Consider the following 20,328-nt stretch of genomic DNA (forward strand, 5'->3'; position numbering starts at 1 on the left):
TTACGATTTTTTATTGCTCGGGAAATATTTCAAGTGTTCACAGTTGCTCGATGACGATCGAATTCCTCCTATTCAATCGTCTTTCCCTGTATAACACCATTCCGATAATAAGTAACGATAGCGCTACAAGAGAGCTTGGTATGATGAATATTTTCGGTGTTATCCCCTGAATGAACAGAGGCAAGAAATATCCGATTAAAGAAGCCGTTTGCGATATGAACACGTAGAGACTTGCCCCAAAACCTGTTCGGCTTAAAAACATTCGCTGCACATAACCCATGGCAACTCCGTACAGAATCGAAACAAAAAACGAATACAATGGCTGGACGGCAAAGAAAACAGGAAGCGAGGTACTGCTCGTATACGTCAAATAGGTGGCGAGCGCGAAGCAACCGCCGAGTAAAATAATCTTCTTGCTACCGTACCGTGCCGCCAAGTATCCGCCCAGTGTCATGAAAAACAGCTCGAATACCGCCTGTGCGCTCCATATATAGGACATAATCTCCGGCTTGCCAAACAACTTTAATACGACAAGCTGTAAATATAAACCTCGAATGGCATCAGCACAAGAGAGCATAAGCAGGGCAATCAGCATAACAATGGAGAACGGTTCTCCTTTCACCACTTGCTTTGCTCCCGGTTCTCCCGCCTTTTCTTTATACAACAGCAAGAGAACGACCAAACTCACATAACCTGCCATATTCCCCCACAGTACGCCTTTAAACGTTGCCACAAGAAAGATGTTCGCTCCCAGCAGCAGCCCTGTAAAGAAACCAATACTATAAGTGGCCCGAAGCCATATTTGGGCCATCTCCACAATCTCACCGGCACTACGGGCAAAATGATTTCTAGCCATGCCAAACAGCTGCCCCATAATCAATCCGGACGGTGCAACGGTTATCGTCATGCCAATGAGCGCACTCCGAAAATCAGAAGCATTCATGTAGATGAACAATCCGATGATGCATAGTAATGCAGCGATGACCGGGAGCTTCTTCTTGTTCTTCAAACGATCGCTGATCCAGCCAACGGTAATCGTAATGGCCATATTGCAGAATAAAGATACCGCGAATACAGCTACAATCTGATTTTTCGAAAGCCCTACACTTTCGTTGAGATACACAGCGTTCATAGGCGCCAAAATTCCAGTTCCTATACCGTAGAGAAATAGCATGATGAGCAGCGTTCTCGCTCCGGGGATCGAAACAAACTTGCGAACATCACGAATAATTTGCATGTATACCTCATCATTTATTGTTTATTATCAATTATAAATAGTCATTCCTTTTATGAGAAGGAGTGAATAATTTTATACTAAGTTACCTAAAGTTAAGTAGAGCTGGAATCCCAAACACAAGACGACTCATCCCCGATTTTCATGGAAATGAGCCGTCTTCCTTCTATTATTATTCCCTTATGTCTAAAGCAGCAAATATATGAGCGAATCCGTCTGCGGAGCGCCGCAACAGATTCTCATTCGTTTCTTTTGGCGGCTTCGGAGTCAACACTTCCTGCGCAACGACACCTTGGTACCCAATCTGGTGCAGTGCCTTCACAAATCCGGTCAAGTCGATCACGCCTTCACCAGGATACAGACGATCATTATCTCGCACTTCTGCAATGGGAACATGCCTGGCATCATTGAGATGAACGTGGACAATTTGCTCTGCGCGCAGCGTTAAAATATCTTCAATCGTCGCTTCATTCGTGTACCAATGATAGGAATCGAAGAGCAGCCCCACATTCGGTTCACCAATGGCATCAATGAAATCCAATGTTTCTGCAATCGTCCAAATGAACGGATGTTTCCAATGAGTTCGATAATGGTGTGGGCCAACGAATTCAACGCCAAGAGAAATGCCGAACCTATTTAAAATTTGAGCGCAGGCACGAAGCCGATGTGTGGCCAATGCCATGAAATGTGCCGGGTTATAATCCGTAGAAGGCAAGATGTATGTGCAGCAACGCGTACATCCCAGATCGGCGGCAGTAGCAGCGTAAGAAGCCAACTTGACCACACTGTACCGAAAATCATCTTCCGTGCTTTGCCATTCAACCGGCAGCGAGATCGCTCCAATGACAACCTTTCGTTCTTCTAAGACCGCCTTGATGTGTGTGACTCCTTCTTGTTTAACCCAATTGTACAATTCTTTTGCGTCATAATCGATTGCCTCAAATCCATACTTAGCCGCATGATCGATAAAATCGCTTGGACCAAGGAATGAAGCAAGACCCGCTTGCGTTAATCCTTTCAACATTGCCTCTCTAACCACCTTTCATCAACGTACGGGAATGCCTAATTGCTTCTCAACGAAGTCTCTGCAAATAGCAAGACTGTTATAAGGTGTACTGGTTGATTGGTCAATTTCGACGGTCATCCAACCATCGTAACCTATCTCATTAATGGCTGCCAGGATCGGTTTGAAGTCAACGCTCCCAAGTCCCAGTTCGCAGAAAACAGGCAAAGCTTCATTCCCGAGCAGCATGGGGAAATCTTCGACGCGCGCTTCCTTCGGGGTCAAATCTTTCAAGTGAATGTACGCAACTTTCTCTTTATATTTCCGGATGATTGCCGGTACATCCATATTGGCTCCGCTTAAATGAGCCGTATCAGGTGCAAAATAAACTTCTTTGTCCAACAGTTCCATCAAGTATTCCAGTTCGTCTTGTTCCTGTAATTCCGTCCAGAGATGTGGATGAATGCACGCTTTGACGCCTAACTCCAATGTTCGCTTCGCAGCTTCATTGATGGTGATGGCTGCCTGCTTCAGTTGATCACTGTCCGTTGGCCCTTTGCGTGGTCCTCCAGGTCCAAAAACGATGTGTGAAGCGCCTGTTTTACTCAGGATTCGAGCCAGCTTCACATTATAGGCGATAATACTTTGTCTCATGTCCGGATCTGCGAACCGTCTGCCGGGTCCGCCGGAAGCTCCTCCGTAGACACCTGTCATCGTTAAGTTATATTTCTCAAGAGTCTCGATTAACTCATTTTCCCTATTTTCGAACTGTTCAACGAACGCAGGCCATGGCTCAATTGCCTTGTAGCCGAGCTTGGCCGCCTCCTCAAAACCAAGCAAATAATCTTGCCCCCACGTAATGGCATGGACCGCTATTTTCCCCTTGAATTCACTCATCGTTGTTCCTCTCCTCTTTCCATTATTCGCTTATTGAAACCCATTTTTTTAATGCTGCCGAATCGGAAACTGCCTGCAGAACGAGTTGATTACGATACCCATCATCAAAGTTCGGCGACGGACTCTCTCCACGGGCGACACCTCGCATCAATTCATGAATAAGATTAATGAACGTATGCTCGTAACCGATAATATGCCCAGCCGGCCAATAAGCTTCGGTGTACGGGTGAACGGTTTCCGTACATGAAATTTTGCGAAAACCCTGCATGCCTTGCGGATCCTCTTCCAGGTACAGCTCCAATTCATTCATCTGCTGCATGTCCCAACGGATTGAGCCTTTTGATCCATTGATTTCGAATCGGTTGCTGTTGCGGTTTCCTTTACCAAATCGCGTAGCTTCGAATACGCCTAGAGCTCCGTTCTCGAACTTCGCCATGAAAGCAACCGCATCGTCTACATCTACTTCGCCCATGAGATCACTTTTCGTTTTGGCAAGCAATCCACCGCTCATCTCACCCAGCGGTCGCTGCTTGATGAACGTCTCCATCATCCCCGAAACTTCGGCAATTTCTCCGACAAGATACCGGGCCAAATCAATGGAATGCGCCATTAAATCACCGTGCGTCCCTGATCCGCTAGCTTCTTTGCGCAATCGCCAAACAAGCGGAAACGCCGGGTCCATAATCCAGTCCTGCAAGTAATTTGTTCGGATATGATAGATTTGCCCCAGTTTGCCTTGATCGATTAATTGCTTGGCATAACGAATCGCCGGGACAAAACGGTAATTGTGGCAAATCATATGCACAACGCCCGCTTTCTTCACGGCATCACGCATACGGCGAGCCTCTTCCACATTCATGGCCAATGGCTTCTCGCATAAAATGTGTTTGCCTGCCTCAGCAGCTGCAATAGCAATCTCCACGTGCATGTTGTTAGGTGCTCCGATATCGATGAGATCGATGTCCTTGCGTTCCAGCAACTTCCTCCAATCCGTTTCGAAGGAGGCCCATCCCATTTTGTTCGCAGCCGCTTCCACGCCATCACGTTCGCGTCCGGCAATTGCCTGCATGACCGGCTCCGCTTCTGCGTCAAAATAGAATGGCAAATCGCGATAAGCATGGCTATGTGCTTTTCCCATAAATTTATATCCAATCATCCCGATTCTCACTTTAGGTTTAAGCAAATGAACAGCTCCTCTCTTGAATATGGATTCACTTTTCCAGCCGTCTCAGCCTTTTACAGCCCCGCTTGTCATACCTGTCATAATTTTATTGCTGAAAAATAAATACAGTAAGATGGTGGGCAATGATACCATGACAAGTCCTGTAATCTTCCCTGTATAGTCCGTCGTGAATTGATTATTGAAGAAAGTTAACCAAATCGGCAGCGTGAAATAGACGTTCGTCTTATTCAATACAAGCGCAAACGAAAACTCGTTCCAAGTGGACAAAACACTCAAGATAGTAATGGTAGACGTAATCGGAAGACAAATCGGGAATATCACCTTGAACAACGTTTGATCAAACGAGCTGCCATCAATGTAAGCTGCCTCTTCAATCTCTGAAGTGATATCTTGAATGAAACTATCATACAGAAATATGGCCAGCGGCAAATTAAAACAAATATAAGGAAGGATTAGCGTAAAACGGTTATCCAACATCCCGATCCATTTGAATTGCACAAATAAGGGCACCAAAAGCGAATGAAGCGGAATTGTCATTCCCGACAGGAAGATGACATACAGCAATTTTTTACCTGGAAACCGGAATCGGGCAAAGAAATAACCCATAATAAATGAAACGAGTACGATGATTGGAACCGTGATTACCGTATTGAAGAAACTACTGAATAAAGCGTAATTAATTTTCCCGATCCGAAACGAATTCAAGTAATTTTGCAGGGAAGGATGATCAGGCAAAGCCAAGATGCTTAAGCTGAATTCTTGATTTGTTTTTAAGGACGTGTACAGCATCCACACGATAGGAAATAATGCCGTTATGGAAAATAAAATTACAGCCACATTCATAAGAATTTTCAGTACACTTACCACCGGATTCGTCTTAGTCAGCATGTTTCTTACCACCGTCCATCAGTTTGAACATTACAAGCAGCGTACATCCGCAAAGGATCAGCATACCTATTGAGATGGCGCTTCCGTAGTTGATTTTGGCCATAGTGAAAGCATTGTTATACGCATACTGCGCCATGACCATTGAGCTTGTGCCAGGTCCACCGCCCGTCATCACATAAATGTGATCAAATACCTTCATTGTTCCAGATACGCAAAATATCAGAGCGACTCGAATGGTACTTTTCATTAGTGGAAGAGTAATCTGCAGCGTCCGTTGTAGCCAGTTCGCACCATCAATTTCGGCAGATTCAAATATATCTTTGGAGATATTCTGCATACCAGCCAAAAAAATAATCATGTAAAGACCGATATATTGCCAGATTAACGGAACGGACACGGCATACAGTACAATATTGGGTTTATCCAACCAAGTTACGGGCTCATACCCTACTAATTTCAGCAGCCAATTCAACAACCCGAAACGATAGTTATAAATCAATGACCATATATAACCGGTCACGACTGGCGCCAGGACAACCGGCAAAAAAATGGCGATGCGGTGTAGATTCCGGAACATCAAAAACTTGGAGTTTAACAAGGCGGATAAGAAAAAGGCAATACCAACCTGACCCAGCACACAAAACAAAACGATAACGATATTATTTCGATAGGATAACCAAAAATCGTGGTCTTTCACTAAATGAACATAGTTTTCCAAACCAACAAATTTAGTATTATTAAAGTTCATCACGCTGTAATATAACGAGATGACTAAAGGGACAATGACAATGAATATATATACGATTAAAATAGGAACCATATAGCGCAAAACAGGCCCGGCACTCAGTCGAAATGCTCTATTCAGCATGGAAACCTCCCTGTTTTTTTATTTCATTGAGTCGCGAACCGTTTGAATTTTCTTTGCCAGCACGTCCGGTTTCACGGCACCCGCCAACAAGTCCTGAATCCCCTTGTAGATGGCCTCAACCAAAGCGGGAGCCAATTGAATGTCATAGATTGGCGTGAACGTCTTATCACTAATAAACTCTCTATATTGCTGGCCAAGAGGAGACAACTTGCTTTTATCATAATTGGAAACTTTTACAGCAGGCTGGTCGTTGATCTCGATTTGCTGCTTGCCGTACGATTCGTCCGAAAGCTTTTTGATTAACTTCATGGCCGCTTCCTTTTTGGCTCCATCCAATTTAGCATTGTAGGCGAAAGACCAACCTGACCCACCGGCGACGGCGTTCGGAGAACCTTTGCCCCCAGGTATTTGCGGTAGTACGGCTAAACCTGTTGACTTCTTGACATCTTCCGGGGCTTGTTCCGAAAGCGACCCGACCGCCCATGCGCCATCCACGATCATTGCGGCTTGCTTATTGTAATAAAGGGAATGCGCTTGATCCTGGTCGATGCTGTTAATATCCGGATTAAATGCACCTTTCTTGTTAAGGTCATCCAGGGTGGCAAGCGCCTGAACGAATTCCGGATCTGTGAATTTTGCCTTGCCTTCTTTTTGCGCTTTGAACCAATCTGTTCCTGTAATCCGATCAGCCAACGTGCCGAATAACGTTGAACCTACAGGAACATTCGATTTATTCCCCATGGCGATCGGGATATATTTATTTTGTTTCAAGATATCGATTGCAGCCAAGTATTCGTCCCAAGTCTTAGGAAAAGTCTTAATGCCTACCTTGTCAAAAATGTCTTTGTTGTAATAGATAAGATGGACAGTGAACATAGCCGTCGGTACACCATAGATATTGCCTTTTTCTGTAAATTCGTCAAAGCTGTTTGGCAGGAATCCATTTTTCCAGGTTGAATCCGCTTCCAAAGTGTCATTAAAAGTTCCTACCAAACCTTTGGGGATATAATCAATCAGCATCGAACCGTTCGCAACGAATAAATCCGGGAGCTCGCCGGATGCCCCGAGTGTCGTCATCTTGACGCGATACGGGTCATGAGGAATGGCTTGCTCTTCCACCTCAATGTTGGGATTTTCCTTACGGAAATCCGCTAGTGTTTGCCGGAACAATTTATTGCTTGCCGTTTCATCGACCCAAAAGTGTCCGAACGTTAGTTTGATTTTTCCTGAATTCGTCTTGGCATTAGCCGAATTACCACCATCTTTGGTATCGTTGCTGCAACCAGTAAGCACTAACAAGACCACAAGTATTAGAGACAAGACCGAGTAGGATACTTTTCTTATGTTCTTCATTGAGGATCCTCCTTGAAATGTAATCATAGATTTACTTTTCCACTTATAAAATGAACCTGACCCCCGCTGTATGCGGTTTCATTATGACCAGTCGAATAGGACTCCAAAAAACTCATCCTTGTAATGCCGTAATCCCTCATAAGCCATTTCCGCTTGTTCCGGTGCTAACACATGGCTGATCAACGGCTCAACCTGAAGTTTATTTCGATCCATTAAATCAAATACGATTTGCGAGTTACGCATCAAAGAATGTTTGACGAACTCATTCGGTTCAATAGGATAACGCCACTCGTGCGCACCTTTAAAAGTAATACATCCTCGATTGTAAAGATGGCAATAGTTCAAAACATCCGTAATATCCCCATTAAACTCTCCTCGTGGGCTTCCAAGGAAAACAATTTCCCCCAATTTCGCAATCCACTCAAGGCTGCCTACTCCTACTTGGGGAATGCCGGTCGCTTCGATATGCGTAGATACGCCGACTCCGCCCGTTTTTTCCAATACATGGGCTTTGGCGCTGGACACATCACCTTGATGAAGATCGAATACTCCGCAACGCTCAGCAATTTCAAGTCTTTTACCGGATAAATCAATTCCAAAGACATTTGCTCCTTGTAATTGAGCCAATTGCGCAGCCATATTACCAATTAACCCGAGTCCAGTAACAGAGACATCGTCTCCGAATTCAATATCGGAAACACGAATCGAAGTAGCTGCCACTGTTGCCATCCGGGTAAAAGGAACCCATCTAAGATTCATCGTTGCCGGAACTTTCAGGACATTTCCTCGCACCGAAATCTTCTGGTACTTTGAATGATCGCCATAATGATACACAATATCCCCTTTTCGCAGCGAATGATCCCCTTCCCCGGCATCGACAACTTCACTGACTGCCGCATACCCGGGAGTGCCTGGCATGGAGAACCAAGATTCGTTGCCAGATAAGCAGGCTAGCTCCGTCCCGGGGCTAATCAGGGTATACAACTTCTTCACGACGATTTCATCTTCTCGCAGATTCTGGAGATTGAACTCCTCCTCCAGCAATTCGACCTTCCATGGATTACTGAAAACGACTCGTTTATTTTTCATTGAAAGCACTCCCTTGTTCTTTTTTTTCATTATAGCCAATCGATCAACCAGAGTATTTGACGAGAACACTGATTTTTTATCAAAATCAACGCAATTTCATCATTTTTTTGCCCAAGCCCCTATTTCCACCTTATAATTCCAACCGGGCAGGTCTAGCATAACTTCACCTTGCTCCCATCCTGCAGCGATTCGTTCACGCAGTTGCTCCCAAATCGGAATTCCGCTTGTGGCATCGGACCGCTCAACATTACATGCTCCAACCCCAACTGCGGCATGAAGCACTTCTTCCAGATTCAGCCCTTTAAGAAGGCCCGCCAAGAAACCTGCAATGGTGCAATCCCCAGCGCCCGTTGTTCCTGCAACCTTCACCTTGAAACAAGGAGCTAACAACTCACGATCCGTCCAGCAAGAGATTTGATCCATGCTAGGAGCACACACCCCCATCGCGACAATTCGCTCACAGTCGCTGGTCGTCCTCACATATAAGCCATGCTCCCCCAGTTTAATCGCGACGATTGCAACTCCCATCTGAATAAGTTCCGTTGAAAGCATGGAAAGCAGCTCTCCATCCGCATAAGGCAGCAGATCGCTTGTTTGATGGATGCGGGTTAATTCTGCATATCGCTCCGGATGTAGCATAAATAGGATTTCTTCAAAGCTCGGCAGAAATACATCAACATGGGGGAGCGCTCTTTCCAGAATAACGCGCCAATCCACCCTGCTTGCCGGTGATTCCGGATCCGGTTTCGCCATATCGAGTGATATCGTCAATCCTTGTGACTTGGCGCGTGACAAGAGACGGGCAAGCTCTTCCCCACCGTTCTCGTACATATTTCGCATCAGTGGCGGGTAACCAAAATGGAACAGCCGAGCCCCCTGGAGTTCATTTGTTCGGATATCGTCAGCGACAAATGTATCGTTAGCTCCCGTACTGTGAAGAAAGATTCTGTCTACTCCAGGTGGACTGATGACCAAAGAATATGAGCTATGTTCGCCTTCAGCAACAATCATCCCACCCGCCAATTCGTCTCCGTAACTTCCGAGTACGTCAAGAATCGCCTTGCCGAATAGATCGTCGCCTATCTTACTCATCAGCTTCGTCCGTATGCCCAGCCGGTGCAGCGCCAAGCCTGTATTGGAAACAGCCCCGCCGGTGGAAAGGAGTGCCGGCCCGACATTGACAAGCTTGCCCGGGACGAAAAGGGCCGTCATCCCTTCCCCCTTTTCGTCCATCGCCGGAATGACATCAAGACAAATGTGACCGGCTACCACAACCTCAGCGGACCGCTCCTTCAACCTTGCTCCCCCCAATCGATGGCAACCGTTTGACCGGAACGTTCCGATTCAAGTGCTGCCGAAAATAGGCGATGGCTATGGGCCGCTTCCTCAGGCGTTGCACAGTGGAACGGGCTCAGCATGTCACGGCCATGCGTCAGCTCATCACAAAATGCAGCCCACATCTGTAAAATGGAATCCGAGAAACCAAATTCGAAAATCGCACCTGTGATTGTCGCATAAGAGGATTTGTACGGCGCGTCAACAACGTGCCATGCTTGAGGTTGGCCTGGTGTGTACGGCAACGAGGCGACTTGCTTCGGATTTTTCGTCGAAAACTCAGCGGAAAAATCGGTGCCCTGAATACGGATAAACCATGTATTCGCATGTCCGGGAGCAATCCGCTTCATGGACAGCATCATGGGAAAGTGAGTATCGCCAGCTTTGACATCGCAAGCTAGAATCGCGTTATCCCATGTTTCGCAAGGCAGCGTGCCCCCTTTGCCGTCCGGACGCTCCTGGACGATTTGGGAGAGCAGCGACCGGACATTGTTCGGCTTCCATCCGAAACGAAGCGGAAGGTGCAGAACATGCATCCCCAGATCTCCCATACAGCCGTACTCGCCGTTTGTAGCTATACGACGCTTCCAATTGATCGGTTTTGTCGGATCGAGATCGCTGGAATGCCAGAATCCGGCTTCAACCTCGATGATCTTGCCGAATCGCCCTTCGTTGACCCAAGAAATCAGCTGCTGTGCTCCAGGGTAGAAGGGAAATTCCGAGGAACATCGGACAATCACTTGCGGATTAGCGTCGATTGCCGCCTGAATCGCGTCATTCGCCTCCTGATCGATGCCAAATGGCTTTTCCCCGAGGAGATGCTTCCCCGCACGGATGATATCGATATAAATTTGAGCATGTAAATGGTGTGGAACCGCACAGTAAACAGCATCGACGGATGAATCGGCCAGCAAATCTTTATAATCCGTATAGGATCTTGTTACGCTAGAAACATGCCTTTGGAACCACTCGGTTGCTGCAGGGTTAGCATCACAGACCGCTACAATCCGCGGTTCAAAATCAACGTCTGCAAGATGGCACCAGCGAGCAGCGGCACTCGCAAACTCCTTCCCCATCAACCCGCAACCGATGACACCGAAACGAATAACGTTACTCATTTCGTAAGATCTCCTTTCAGAATCGCCAGCGCTTCGTCCTCGGACGCACCATGATGAACGATTCCCATCAATGCAGCGGTCATTCCCGCCGGGTTCCCATGCTGAATAACATTTCTTCCGTAAACAATCCCTGAAGCCCCTTGCTGCATAAGCTCAACCGTGCGGCTAATGATTTCTTCATCACTTGCTCTTCCTCCGCCACGCACAAGAACCGGAATGCCGGACGCTACTTCGATTACCCGATGATAGTGTCTTACGTCTTCGCAGGGATCGGCCTTGATGACATCGGCGCCTAGCTCGACAGCTTGGCGAACTAAAGGGATGATTTTGCGAATGTCCCCGTCCACCATATATCCGCCTTTTAACTCGTTAGCGAGCATAACCAGGGGTTCAACCATTAACGTCATGCCGTATTTTTCACATTCTGTTTTCAGTTTGGCGACATTTCGGATACACTGCTTGTGAAGATCAGGTTGCCTTGGAAGCAGCAGCAAATTTACGCAAACCGCTACGGCATCCAATCGAACGGCCTGCTCAACAGCCCGCTCCATCAATTCGCTAAACAAGACATGTGGAAGCTCCGCGCCATAGATATTCGCAGCGTCCGTACGAAGGACGAGGCTCGGCTTCTGCTTGCCGGGGATTTCCTGCAGCAAACGCGCCTGTCCTGCACTTAGTTGGATGCAATCCGGGTTTGCGGCTACGATCGTAGCGATCGCCTTTTTTATATCTTCAATGCCGGGTAGGAATGAAAATTCATTAAAAAAACCATGATCAATCGCAACGTCAAAACATTTCCCTTGTGCACTGAACATTCGGTTTAATCGCGGGTTTGCGGACATGATGACTCCTCCTGAAATTTCATACACTTGCTTGACTTTCGGTATATTATCTATGCTAAACTTACTCTAAAATCTTAAGTACTCCGTGCATTCCAACCTAATAAAAGTGGGCGGTTGAATATGGACAACGAATTCGAGATCATTGCACACCCCAAAATAAAATACTTAAACCCGTTTCTTGTGAGTTTGTCTTATCGCAATTCTCACTTACACAATGATTTCGAAGTCTGTTTACTTTTGGAAGGCAATTTGACCGTGTACTCCAAGAAAGAGATGTACCAGGTTCCCAAAGATTCCATCATCTTGTTTAATCCCATTCAACCCCATGAGCTTCACGCTCATCACGGAAATGCTTTGATATTATCCATTCAAATTTCCAACCGATTTTGTCAAAATTACTTTCCATCCTTGACAAATATCGCGTTTGATTCCGTATTCGTTTCGGCTCTTCTATCAGAGGAAGATCGTCAACTTTTGACTTCTGTCTTGCTAGAGATTACAACCTTTTACTTACAACAAGATTTTGGATATGAGTTGATGTGCTTAAGCTCGCTAAACCGTCTATTCTATCACTTGTTGCAATTCGTGCCTTATCATCTGATTAGTGATGAAGAGCGGATCAAGAATACCAACCGTTTGCATCGCATGAACCGAATTCTGAGTTACATCGATGAAAACTTTTCAGGTAAGCTTCTTCTGTCAAGCATAGCCGAAAGGGAAAATCTCTCTCTTCCATACCTCTCCCATTTTTTCAAGGAAAATCTCAACACCACTTTTCAAGACTATTTAAACCAAGTACGCTTTGAAAAAGCCAAAAAACTCATTACGCAAACCGATAAAAAACTGATCGATATTTGCTTGGAAAGCGGATTCTCAGATACGCGATATCTGAACAAGATGTTCTTGAAACAATTTGGTTGTACGCCGAAACAATTCCTGAATCAAAAGGATCGGACGAATTCCCCGTCTACAAATACGAATCTAAAGAGCATTCAAAAATTTTATAACGATCGTGAAAGTTTAGAAATTCTCAACAAGTACAAAAGTGGCGTGTGATAGACGCTATTCAATTCCCATCAGAAGCTTCATGACATAGATTTCTAATCCTTCGAAGTCTCTTTTTTCAACACATTCTTTTTGATAATCGTAATCGAACTTATTCACTTTTTCTTCCAAAGCTTTCACAATGTTCAGGCTGTTTTCCAAGTGTTTATAGCTATCCTTATCGATCGTAGATCGCATTGCTTTTACATCCAGACCGACATACTCCCCGTTAGAGCCGTAATTGTTTTCGACCAGCACTTTAATTTGATTGAATGCCTGACGAAGGTTTTCTACGCCGAAGCTCTTATCTTGGTCAAATTTCAGACCATTTTGATCGTTAAGATGCACGCCCCATAATTTGTTCATCGCTAGCGCAAATCCAATTTCATGCGATGGATCAAGGCCAGCCAAGATAGCGTGAGCCGACTCCAATAAACCACCGACTCTGGACGGATCGATTGTAGCGGCCGACACTGCAAGCACATGGCCCATGGTTCCGCAAATGCTTCTATCAATCGGTTCATTCGGTTTAGGTTCGATCAGGATTTTGATCTTGCTGTCATATTGGAGCATCTTGTTAATGGCATCCACCAGCTGATTTGTTGCCTCTACCGGACTTTTGCTTTCTGCGCAAAGCGTCCCTTCTCTAGCCAGCCACAATACAATTTTGTCGCATCCTAATTCGTTGGCGATATCAATCGAACGATAAGATCTCCACAGTGCAAATTCTCTGTCTTCCTGCGATGTCGACATGTAAGCGCCGTCAATCGTATGCGGATCCATCCATAATCTTGGAGCTACAAATTCGGCAGCAAGCTGATATTTATCCAATAACTGCTTCACTTTTCTGGCTTCAGCCTTAATTTCCTCATCAGTTAATTCATTGATATTCGGCACAGCATCATCATCATGAAATTGAATTGCGCTGAAGCCCATCTCCGCAAATTTCTTGATTTTATCCTCAAAAGAAATGACAGTTCTTACTGCCGGTCCATACGTATCGGCACCATCATGAACATTCCAAGGACCTACTGAAAATTTAAATTTCGACAAGTGACCAAGCCCCTTTACTATGTTTTTCTTACACTCCTAATGTAATACGCGCTTGGATTTGGCACATGTACAGTTTTACGATTTTCCTGCTACAGTTTTAATGTCACTACAATAGAGTGGAGCGAAATCAACACAAAAAAACCGCGAACGGGTCGCGGTTCATCTACTTCTTTGCTATCCCTCTCTGCGCGGTTGGGAATAAGTGGCTTGGAATTGGCTAGGTGTAAGCCCAACCGTTGCTTTGAAGGAACGGCTGAACAGATGGATGCTTGAGAAACCGACTTCCTCTGCGATAACCGTCAACGTTTTTTTACCTTCAACGATCATTTGCTTGGCCTGTTCGATTCTTACATGTGTTACATACTTATGAATGGAAACGTCCAACTGTTCTTTGAACAGAAAAGATAGATGGTTTGTCGAAATCCCAACATGATCGCTAATGGCGACATTATTTAATTGCGGATCAGCGAATTTCTCATTAATGAAATCAATGGATTTCTCAATGAGCACCCAGCCTTTGGTTAGCCTGCCTTCCGGATGTTTGGCATTGGATTGGCTTTTTAAGAACATGTACAAAAGCTCTATACATATCGATTTCGAGTGCAAGAAGTAACCATCCTGTTTATCCTGAGAAACTTTATGCATAAGGAGGAACCTTTTCTTCAAATCTATTTGATCCGCTGGACGCAAGCGGGATATAGGCTGAATGGAAGCGAGTTTCATTTCGTTCTCATACACTTTCTTATGTTTTTCTTTGGTAACGTTAATTTCCTTCCATTCGCTTCTTTCCTCATCATAAAAAAGATCAAAATGAAAAATATATTGAATCATAGGCACGGCCGATGTCGTTCGGATAATATGGGGTGTAAAAGGGGGCATTAATATGGCGTCTCCTTCACTTACATGATATTTAACGCCATTCAGCCAGAAGTCCGCATCCCCTTGTTCAATATAAGTAAAGACATGATCATAATCGATCCACTCTCCAGAAAGAGAGGTCGTTTTCATGATCTTGACAACCCTAATAAATGGGGAAATTACGTTCAACCACGCCTCCATCGACTACCTCCATACATTTGACTTCATTCATGATTTTAACCCACTTCTTTGAAGAAGTCGATTCATCCAGTGAATAACTCCTATTCGTTAGGATCGTAGACAGCAGAAAAAATCGGCTCCCTTCTTTCGTTAAGGGAAGGCCGATTTGGGGGGTGAACGTTTATACTTGTAATTCAAACTGCTTGGCATACAGATGGGCATAGACGCCATTGCGCGCCAGTAACACTGAGTGTGTCCCCTGTTCCATAATTCCATCCTCTGTCAATACGATAATGCGTTCGGCATTGCGGATCGTGGAAAGTCGATGGGCAATAACAATCGTTGTTCGCCCTTTTGCTAATAACTCTAGTGATTCCTGGACCATGCTCTCACTTTCGTTATCAAGTGCGCTTGTTGCCTCATCTAAAATAAGAACGGGCGGGTTCTTTAAAAATACGCGAGCGATGCTTAGCCGTTGTTTTTGACCACCTGACAATTTAACGCCTCGCTGCCCGATCTCGGTGTGGTAACCGTTCGATAAGTTCATGATAAAACTATGGGCATTCGCGCGTTTGGCGGCATCGATAATGGCGGCATCGTCCGCATCCGGGTTTCCGTAGCGGATATTGTCCATAACCGTTCCTCCAAAAAGGAAGATATCTTGCTGTACGAACCCGATATGATTTCTCAACGACCTCAGATCGAGATCCCGGACATTAATCCCATCTAACAATACATCCCCTTTGGTTGCTTCATAAAAACGGGGGATCAGGGAGCATAGTGTCGTTTTCCCCCCACCGGACGGCCCTACTAACGCCACATACTCTCCTGGTTGCACACGAAGCGACACATTTTCCAATACAGGGCTCAAGTGGGCATCATAACGGAAGGAAACTTGCCTAAACTCAATTTCTCCATGTACTTCCGGAAGAATCAAGGCATTCGGTTTGTTGGCAATCGTCGGCTTCACATTCATGATTTCCATATACCGCTGGAAGCCCGTTATTCCTTCTTGCAGCTGAGAGCTCATATGCGTTAGTCGTTGTATGGGTTCAATCATAAAGCTGATATATAGCAAGAAAGTGATCAAATCCGCTAAATGGAGTGTATCACGGACGATACTTGCACTGCCAAAAATAATCAGCGTTATGGTAATCAGTTGGATGATCGACTCCACAGCGTTGTAAAAAAACGCTTCCGCTTTATACGTTCTCTTTCTACTATCGAGAAAATGATTATTAGTCCGGTCAAACTTCTCGATTTCGACTTGCTCGTTTGCGAACGATTGGACAACGCGGATGCCCGACAGACTATCCTCTACTTGAGCGTTTACGTCACTGATTCGTTCCTTATTATTTCTTAGGGCATGGTTTAACTTCTTATTGAAATACAATGAAAAAGCACCTAAGAGCGGAAAGAAACAGAACACGGCTATCGTTAAGTTGGCGTTAATGGAAAATAAAATGAAAAATGCTCCAAAAAAGCGGACTAGGTATTTCACGTAGTCTTCTGGACCGTGATGGTACAGTTCAGAAAGCAACAACAGGTCGTTCGTTATCCGAGACATGAGCCGGCCTGTCTTTTCCTTATCATAAAAACCAAAGGAAAGCGTCTGCATGTGCGCAAACAACTCGCTGCGCAAGTCTCTTTCCATTCGTGCGCCAACTTCATGACCTTTGTAGTCTACAAAGTAATTCCCGATATTTTGGATCGCGACTAAGACAAACATCAACCCGCCAATTTTATACACGCTGCTTAGTGCTGAGGACAAGTCCCCACTCAAAACATCTTTCGTTATATGCTGAACGAGCAATGGAAACAGCAGCGTCACAGCAGAAACGATAAAGGAACAAGCCAGTACACTAAGAAACAAGGGTCGATAGGGTTTGTAATAAGAAAAAAACTTTTTCACTGGAAAACGCATGGTTTTACCCCTTTTTCGTGTTATTTAACTAACACATCCAAAGGTGTACACCGCTAACCTTTTAAGTAAGGGTTCCACCCTTAGATGTTGGTACGGTGATATAAATCGTTAAGTTTTCCATGTAAAATGCCTCCTCTATTCATTGATGCTTTGATTATAAGCGATATCTGTCGGGAATAGACTCGTATAATTTAGTTATATACATTTATTACTAATTGCAAAATCCACAGCGTATTCAGGATGGACTTTCGTTTTGTGCCTCTTTGGATAAACCCTCGAAATATTCTACAACGATCTCACGAAAATCCAGAGCTGCCGGCGATATGTAACGGCTCTTGTGCCATAATAATGCGATTTTTCGCACCACTTCGTGAGTCTCTACTTGCAAATATTTAATTTGTGCTCGATCATTTCTAGCCGTGCTTGGTATGAAAGCTATGCCAATTTCAGCTTCCACCAGATTGACCAGCCTTGCTGGTTCATCCCCTTCGTACACATAATGAGGGACAAATCCAACCGATCTGCATACCGGGTCCATTAAATCGCGGGTACCGTAGCCGACTTTTAGCCCGACGAACCATTCCTCCTTCAGCTCGCTCAAAGATACGCTGCTTCGATCCGCCAACCGATGCCCCAGCGGAACGGCAACAAGGATGGGGTCGATGAAGACGATTTGACATTCGATCTCATCCCGTTCAACAGGAGGCGAGGACAAGCAATAATCTACCTCACCTCTCTCTAGGAGGGTAACCATTTCTTGTGTAGTCAGCATTTGTACATGAAATTGAATATTTGGCCGCTTTATTCGATATTTCCGAAGAATGTCGGGTAATACGCTTGCGCTAGTAACTCCTAATTCAAGCGCACCATGATCGGGGCTGGATAAATCGCCAAGCTCCTGCTTCCCCTGTTCCAATTCGAACAAAGCTCTTTCTGCACGCCGAAGAAATGTTCTTCCGAACTCGTTCAGTTGTAGCTTCCTGCCGATTCGATCGAATAGCAAGACTCCTAGATCTTCCTCCAGGCGTTGAATCGTTTTGCTTAATGACGATTGTGTAACGTGCAGTTTCCGGGCAGCTTCGGTCACATGTTCCGAGCGAGCGACCGCGAGAAAATAATGCAATTGAAGAAGTTCCATTCCGTACACTCCATTCATTCCTTCTAATCAATGAGATTATAGCATGAAATGCGTTGGAATAAATAACAGAATTCAAGTACGATGACAATATGAATTTCATAGAAAGGATTGAGCATCATGAATCGTAAATTTGTTGTTTATCTCGTTGCGTTTGCTGCATTTCTTGGACCGTTCACACAAACCATTTACACCCCGGTGTTACCCGAAGTTGCCAGTCAACTCCACTCCACCTCATTCGTCGTAAACTTGACGATTTCCGTATTTACTTTATTTCTTGCCATGATGCAGGTAGTTTATGGTCCGCTCACGGACTTAAAGGGGCGCCGCAAAGTCATGCTTTTCGGAATAACGCTCTACGTTATCGCTTCGGTTGGCTGTTTCTTCTCTGAAACGATAACACTGCTTCTAATCTTCCGAGCGCTGCAGGCGATCGGCATCGCTGCGGGATCTGTCGTGGCCGTTACGGTCATCAGCGATTTATTCGAAGGAAAAGAACGCGGCCAAGCGATGGGAACCTTTCAAATGCTGGTTTCGTTAGGCCCAATTCTCGGGCCGGTCATCGGCGGCTTCCTTAGCGGGCTGTTCAATTTTCATTCCGTTTTTCTCGCTCTTGCGGCAACGGGTATGCTTGTGTTGGTTTTCAACTACCTTTATTTGAAGGAAACGAAGCCGGACAGCGTCGGAACCGGGCGTTTTCAACTGCGGGATTTTGCAGCGATTCTTCAGAATCGGATCGGATCGTCCATTATATATCTTGGGTTCATTCAATATTACGTGTTTTATTATTTCCTAGTCTTCTTGCCGAATATTTTAACCGATCGTTACGGCTTGTCAGCTGAGCAAAAGGGGCTTGTCTTTCTGCCGATGTCGCTTGGCATCGTGGTTGGCAGTTATCTAGGCGGGAAAATCCAAACACGGATAGAGGGGGAAAAGATGCTCGTTCTGACGACTTTTCTAAATGCAATTTCGGTCCTGTTTTTCCTCATCTTCTACGCAATTTCTTTGCCTTGGCTGCTGGTCGGCATTATCTTATTTGGCTTATCTCTCGGACTCTCGCTTCCGGTGCAGACCACGCTGCTGACTGGCGCTTTCACGAAAAACCGTGCGACCGCTGTCGGAGCCTATAACCTTTTCCGTTATATGGGAATGGCTCTCAGCCCCATCGTTGGAAGCCTATTCTACCGTATCGGCGGCTATTACTTGTTGTATGGTTTTATCGTGGTAGCATTTCTGGCCTTTGCCTTTCTATTGTCGCGACGTCTCCTTGGCACACAAGTAACTAGTAGTCCGTCCCTGGAAAAAGGATGAGTTCGTTTCATTCCATCTTCTTCTTATCCTCCCTCAACCTTCGTTTCTAAAACAAATCCCGCCCGATGAAGTGACTCCGCTCGGGCGGGATTTGTTTTACCTTTTAGCGCAAACCTTTTGCATCGATGAGCTTTGTTGGAGTAACATCATTCCCCTTTGCCGCAGCAGCTGTTCCCTGTTTTCATTAAAGTAAAGATAGTTCAAAATCGTTTTGTTAAGATTCACCCAACCTGGCGGCTATTTCTCGTCCTTAGAACTGCCCTAGCAGGAGTTGGTATTTGGCACACATAGAACAGCCAACTACTTTGCGTAGCTGGCTGTTTTTTTGCGTTTTTAATGCAATACCATGTTCATCACTTATGGAATAGCGGCTCAATAAACACGTGAAAGAGCTTGTTTTTAATCTCTTCTGGTGAATAACCGCGATGCTGTCTTTGGAAAATATAAACATCAGGACGCAATATCGCCATAATGGCATCCGCCGTAAAAACAGCATCGAGGTCGAGGTTCTCAGTATTCTTCGCAACTTCGTTCAATAATTGGACGATAACGGAATGAATGGATTCGTAATGCTCTGAATAGAAAGGGACGTTTTGCTGCTCATCACCGCCACTGTTCGCCTGGATGGCTGCAAGAACGGGAGAATGCGTCTCAAGTGACTCCAAATGATACAGAAGTACGGTTTCCAAACGATCTTTAATTGGGCTGGACGTATGGTCTCCTAAAAACGATTGGATCCGATCGTAGTTCTGGATGCAGCTTTCACCGATGAGATCCCAGCACAATTCCCCTTTGTTGTTATAGCTTCGGTAAAGTGTGCCTTGACCGACTCCAGCTTCTCGGGCGATCTGACGCATGCTGACATGCTCGACCCCATATTCGGCGAATAAAGCAGCTGCCTTTTCTAAAATGACTTGTCTGCGTTTTTCCGCATCTTTGCGAAGGTTTTTCTCCAACATTATATTTCCCCCGTTTTTTAATATTATCCATTTGACAACCGGACCGCGATCCGG

At 45.3% G+C, this 20,328-nt stretch carries 18 protein-coding genes; 2 read left to right on the forward strand and 16 right to left on the reverse strand.

Annotated features, from left to right (window positions below; translation table 11 throughout):
- Nucleotides 1-37 precede the first annotated feature (37 nt).
- The 11 genes from ACUN27_RS25430 to ACUN27_RS25480 all read right to left on the reverse strand — a co-directional run bounded on the left by ACUN27_RS25430 (nt 38) and on the right by ACUN27_RS25480 (nt 11,810).
- Complete coding sequence (locus tag ACUN27_RS25430; RefSeq protein WP_315948622.1) at nt 38-1,237, reverse strand: MFS transporter; 1,200 nt, start codon at nt 1,235-1,237, stop codon at nt 38-40.
- Between the two features lie 169 nt (nt 1,238-1,406).
- Complete coding sequence (locus ACUN27_RS25435) at nt 1,407-2,258, reverse strand: sugar phosphate isomerase/epimerase family protein (RefSeq protein ID WP_326061518.1); 852 nt, start codon at nt 2,256-2,258, stop codon at nt 1,407-1,409.
- Nucleotides 2,259-2,279: 21 nt separating this feature from the next.
- Nucleotides 2,280-3,134, reverse strand: coding sequence for a sugar phosphate isomerase/epimerase family protein (locus tag ACUN27_RS25440; RefSeq protein ID WP_326061517.1), 855 nt, complete (start codon nt 3,132-3,134; stop codon nt 2,280-2,282).
- A 22-nt stretch (nt 3,135-3,156) separates the two neighbouring features.
- Nucleotides 3,157-4,317 carry a Gfo/Idh/MocA family protein gene (locus ACUN27_RS25445; protein WP_326061516.1) on the reverse strand — a complete coding sequence of 387 codons (1,161 nt, stop codon included), beginning with the start codon at nt 4,315-4,317 and terminating at the stop codon, nt 3,157-3,159.
- Between the two features lie 45 nt (nt 4,318-4,362).
- Nucleotides 4,363-5,205, reverse strand: a complete 843-nt coding sequence (locus ACUN27_RS25450) for a carbohydrate ABC transporter permease (RefSeq protein WP_326061515.1) — start codon at nt 5,203-5,205, stop codon at nt 4,363-4,365.
- Nucleotides 5,195-6,073, reverse strand: a complete 879-nt coding sequence (locus ACUN27_RS25455) for a carbohydrate ABC transporter permease (RefSeq protein ID WP_326061514.1) — start codon at nt 6,071-6,073, stop codon at nt 5,195-5,197. Before ACUN27_RS25455 ends, ACUN27_RS25450 begins: the two co-directional genes overlap by 11 nt.
- Nucleotides 6,074-6,091: 18 nt before the next feature.
- On the reverse strand, nt 6,092-7,426 hold the full coding sequence (locus ACUN27_RS25460) for an extracellular solute-binding protein (RefSeq protein ID WP_326061513.1): 1,335 nt from the start codon (nt 7,424-7,426) through the stop codon (nt 6,092-6,094).
- Nucleotides 7,427-7,507: 81 nt separating this feature from the next.
- The gene (locus ACUN27_RS25465) at nt 7,508-8,515 is read right to left on the reverse strand and encodes a zinc-dependent alcohol dehydrogenase (RefSeq protein WP_326061512.1); all 1,008 of its coding nucleotides are present in this window, start codon (nt 8,513-8,515) and stop codon (nt 7,508-7,510) included.
- Nucleotides 8,516-8,614: 99 nt separating this feature from the next.
- Entirely contained in the window at nt 8,615-9,811 is a 1,197-nt protein-coding gene (locus tag ACUN27_RS25470; RefSeq protein ID WP_326061511.1) for a carbohydrate kinase family protein, read from the reverse strand.
- On the reverse strand, nt 9,808-10,968 hold the full coding sequence (locus tag ACUN27_RS25475; protein WP_326061510.1) for a Gfo/Idh/MocA family protein: 1,161 nt from the start codon (nt 10,966-10,968) through the stop codon (nt 9,808-9,810). The genes ACUN27_RS25470 and ACUN27_RS25475 overlap by 4 nt, the downstream gene beginning before the upstream one ends.
- Nucleotides 10,965-11,810, reverse strand: coding sequence for a class I fructose-bisphosphate aldolase (locus ACUN27_RS25480; protein WP_326061509.1), 846 nt, complete (start codon nt 11,808-11,810; stop codon nt 10,965-10,967). The genes ACUN27_RS25475 and ACUN27_RS25480 overlap by 4 nt, the downstream gene beginning before the upstream one ends.
- Before the next feature lie 120 nt (nt 11,811-11,930).
- On the opposite strand from ACUN27_RS25480, the gene ACUN27_RS25485 reads away from it, so the two are divergent.
- Nucleotides 11,931-12,866, forward strand: coding sequence for an AraC family transcriptional regulator (locus ACUN27_RS25485; protein ID WP_326061508.1), 936 nt, complete (start codon nt 11,931-11,933; stop codon nt 12,864-12,866).
- Nucleotides 12,867-12,872: 6 nt separating this feature from the next.
- On the opposite strand, the gene ACUN27_RS25490 is transcribed toward ACUN27_RS25485, so the two are convergent.
- The 4 genes from ACUN27_RS25490 to ACUN27_RS25505 all read right to left on the reverse strand — a co-directional run bounded on the left by ACUN27_RS25490 (nt 12,873) and on the right by ACUN27_RS25505 (nt 18,007).
- Nucleotides 12,873-13,907: a TIM barrel protein gene (locus tag ACUN27_RS25490; protein WP_326061507.1), complete on the reverse strand. Its 1,035-nt coding sequence runs from the start codon at nt 13,905-13,907 to the stop codon at nt 12,873-12,875.
- Nucleotides 13,908-14,081: 174 nt separating this feature from the next.
- Nucleotides 14,082-14,966 (reverse strand): AraC family transcriptional regulator, encoded by an 885-nt coding sequence (locus ACUN27_RS25495; RefSeq protein ID WP_326061506.1) that lies wholly within the window; start codon nt 14,964-14,966, stop codon nt 14,082-14,084.
- 160 nt (nt 14,967-15,126) lie between these two features.
- Nucleotides 15,127-16,869, reverse strand: coding sequence for an ABC transporter ATP-binding protein (locus tag ACUN27_RS25500; RefSeq protein WP_326061505.1), 1,743 nt, complete (start codon nt 16,867-16,869; stop codon nt 15,127-15,129).
- 235 nt (nt 16,870-17,104) lie between these two features.
- Entirely contained in the window at nt 17,105-18,007 is a 903-nt protein-coding gene (locus tag ACUN27_RS25505; protein WP_326061504.1) for a LysR family transcriptional regulator, read from the reverse strand.
- A gap of 117 nt (nt 18,008-18,124) precedes the next feature.
- On the opposite strand from ACUN27_RS25505, the gene ACUN27_RS25510 reads away from it, so the two are divergent.
- The gene (locus ACUN27_RS25510) at nt 18,125-19,315 is read left to right on the forward strand and encodes an MFS transporter (RefSeq protein ID WP_326061503.1); all 1,191 of its coding nucleotides are present in this window, start codon (nt 18,125-18,127) and stop codon (nt 19,313-19,315) included.
- Nucleotides 19,316-19,668: 353 nt separating this feature from the next.
- Here ACUN27_RS25510 and ACUN27_RS25515 read toward each other — a convergent pair whose 3' ends face one another.
- The gene (locus tag ACUN27_RS25515) at nt 19,669-20,274 is read right to left on the reverse strand and encodes a TetR/AcrR family transcriptional regulator (RefSeq protein WP_445559750.1); all 606 of its coding nucleotides are present in this window, start codon (nt 20,272-20,274) and stop codon (nt 19,669-19,671) included.
- Between the last annotated feature and the right edge of the window lie 54 nt (nt 20,275-20,328).

The organism is Paenibacillus sp. WC2504 (assembly GCF_052682475.1).

Excerpts from the sequence above, each read along its gene's own strand:
- ACUN27_RS25480 (WP_326061509.1), bottom strand. The coding sequence starts at position 11,810 with ATGTCCGCAAACCCGCGATTAAACCGAATGTTCAGTGCACAAGGGAAA.
- ACUN27_RS25515 (WP_445559750.1), bottom strand. The coding sequence starts at position 20,274 with ATGTTGGAGAAAAACCTTCGCAAAGATGCGGAAAAACGCAGACAAGTC.
- ACUN27_RS25430 (WP_315948622.1), bottom strand. The coding sequence starts at position 1,237 with ATGCAAATTATTCGTGATGTTCGCAAGTTTGTTTCGATCCCCGGAGCG.
- ACUN27_RS25505 (WP_326061504.1), bottom strand. The coding sequence starts at position 18,007 with ATGGAACTTCTTCAATTGCATTATTTTCTCGCGGTCGCTCGCTCGGAA.
- ACUN27_RS25455 (WP_326061514.1), bottom strand. The coding sequence starts at position 6,073 with ATGCTGAATAGAGCATTTCGACTGAGTGCCGGGCCTGTTTTGCGCTAT.
- ACUN27_RS25500 (WP_326061505.1), bottom strand. The coding sequence starts at position 16,869 with ATGCGTTTTCCAGTGAAAAAGTTTTTTTCTTATTACAAACCCTATCGA.
- ACUN27_RS25460 (WP_326061513.1), bottom strand. The coding sequence starts at position 7,426 with ATGAAGAACATAAGAAAAGTATCCTACTCGGTCTTGTCTCTAATACTT.
- ACUN27_RS25440 (WP_326061517.1), bottom strand. The coding sequence starts at position 3,134 with ATGAGTGAATTCAAGGGGAAAATAGCGGTCCATGCCATTACGTGGGGG.
- ACUN27_RS25465 (WP_326061512.1), bottom strand. The coding sequence starts at position 8,515 with ATGAAAAATAAACGAGTCGTTTTCAGTAATCCATGGAAGGTCGAATTG.
- ACUN27_RS25495 (WP_326061506.1), bottom strand. The coding sequence starts at position 14,966 with ATGGAGGCGTGGTTGAACGTAATTTCCCCATTTATTAGGGTTGTCAAG.
- ACUN27_RS25475 (WP_326061510.1), bottom strand. The coding sequence starts at position 10,968 with ATGAGTAACGTTATTCGTTTCGGTGTCATCGGTTGCGGGTTGATGGGG.
- ACUN27_RS25510 (WP_326061503.1), top strand. The coding sequence starts at position 18,125 with ATGAATCGTAAATTTGTTGTTTATCTCGTTGCGTTTGCTGCATTTCTT.
- ACUN27_RS25435 (WP_326061518.1), bottom strand. The coding sequence starts at position 2,258 with ATGTTGAAAGGATTAACGCAAGCGGGTCTTGCTTCATTCCTTGGTCCA.
- ACUN27_RS25450 (WP_326061515.1), bottom strand. The coding sequence starts at position 5,205 with ATGCTGACTAAGACGAATCCGGTGGTAAGTGTACTGAAAATTCTTATG.
- ACUN27_RS25485 (WP_326061508.1), top strand. The coding sequence starts at position 11,931 with ATGGACAACGAATTCGAGATCATTGCACACCCCAAAATAAAATACTTA.